Consider the following 2,103-nt stretch of genomic DNA (forward strand, 5'->3'; position numbering starts at 1 on the left):
AAAACAAGTCAAAATTATCTTGATGCATCTGATAGCAACAAAAATAATTACAATACTGCTGTAAATAATGCAAATGGTGTTATTAATGCAACGAACAATCCAAATATGGATGCTAATGCGATTAATGGCATGGCAAATCAAGTCAATACAACAAAAGCAGCGTTAAATGGTGTACAAAACTTAGCTCAAGCTAAAACAAATGCGACGAACACAATTAACAACGCACATGACTTAAACCAAAAACAAAAAGATGCATTAAAAACACAAGTTAACAATGCACAACGTGTATCTGATGCAAATAACGTTCAACATACAGCTACTGAATTGAACGGTGCGATGACAGCACTTAAAGCAGCTATTGCTGATAAAGAAAGAACAAAAGCAAGCGGTAATTATGTCAATGCTGATCAAGAAAAACGTCAAGCGTATGATTCAAAAGTGACTAACGCTGAAAATATCATTAATGGTACACCGAATGCGACATTAACAGTCAATGATGTAAATAGTGCGACTTCACAAGTCAATGCGGCTAAAACAGCATTAAATGGCGATAACAACTTACGTGTTGCTAAAGAAAATGCTAATAATACAATTGATGGCTTAGCACAATTGAATAATGCACAAAAAGCAAAATTAAAAGAACAAGTTCAAAGTGCAACTACATTAGAAGGTGTTCAAACTGTTAAAAATAGTTCTCAAACGTTGAATACAGCGATGAAAGGCTTAAGAGATAGTATTGCGAATGAAGCAACAATTAAAGCAGGTCAAAACTACACTGACGCAAGTCCAACTAATCGTAACGAGTACGACAGCGCAGTTACTGCAGCAAAAGCAATCATTAATCAAACATCGAACCCAACGATGGAACCAAATACTATTACGCAAGCAACATCACAAGTGACAACTAAAGAACATGCATTAAATGGTGCGCAAAACTTAGCTCAAGCTAAGACAACTGCGAAAAACAACTTAAATAACTTAACATCAATTAACAATGCACAAAAAGATGCGTTAACGCGTAGCATTGATGGTGCAACTACAGTAGCTGGTGTAAATCAAGAAACTGCCAAAGCAACAGAATTAAATAACGCAATGCATAGTTTACAAAATGGTATCAATGATGAGACACAAACAAAACAAACTCAGAAATACCTAGATGCAGAGCCAAATAAGAAATCAGCTTATGATCAAGCTGTAAATGCAGCGAAAGCAATTTTAACAAAAGCTAGTGGTCAAAATGTAGACAAAGCAGCAGTTGAACAAGCATTACAAAATGTGAACAGTACGAAGACGGCGTTGAACGGTGATGCGAAATTAAATGAAGCTAAAGCTGCTGCGAAACAAACGTTAGGTACATTAACACACATTAATAATGCACAACGTAATGCGTTAGATAATGAAATTACACAAGCAACAAATGTTGAAGGTGTTAATACAGTTAAAGCCAAAGCGCAACAATTAGATGGTGCTATGGGTCAATTAGAAACATCAATTCGTGATAAAGACACGACGTTACAAAGTCAAAATTATCAAGATGCTGATGATGCTAAACGAACGGCTTATTCTCAAGCAGTAAATGCAGCAGCAACTATTTTAAATAAAACAGCTGGCGGTAATACACCTAAAGCAGATGTTGAAAGAGCAATGCAAGCTGTTGCACAAGCAAATACTGCATTAAACGGTATTCAAAACTTAGAACGTGCGAAACAGGCTGCTAACACAGCGATTACAAACGCTTCGGACTTAAATACAAAACAAAAAGAAGCATTAAAAGCACAAGTAACAAGTGCAGGACGCGTATCTGCAGCAAATGGTGTTGAACATACTGCGACTGAAATAAATACTGCGATGACAGCTTTAAAACGTGCTATTGCTGATAAAGCTGACACAAAAACTAGTGGTAACTATGTCAATGCTGATGCGAATAAACGTCAAGCATATGATGAAAAAGTGACAGCTGCCGAAAGTATCGTTAATGGTACACCAACACCAACGTTAACACCATCAGATGTTACAAATGCAGCAACGCAAGTAACGAATGCGAAGACGCAGTTAAACGGTAATCATAATTTAGAAGTAGCGAAACAAAATGCTAACACAGCA

General features: G+C 36.5%; 1 protein-coding gene. It reads left to right on the forward strand.

Going from position 1 to position 2,103, the window contains the following annotated elements:
• Window positions 1-2,103: GA module-containing protein (locus IDG60_RS11905; protein ID WP_206160734.1), on the forward strand; the 2,103-nt coding region annotated here is incomplete at both ends.

It is taken from the genome of Staphylococcus sp. EG-SA-2 (assembly GCF_017152085.1).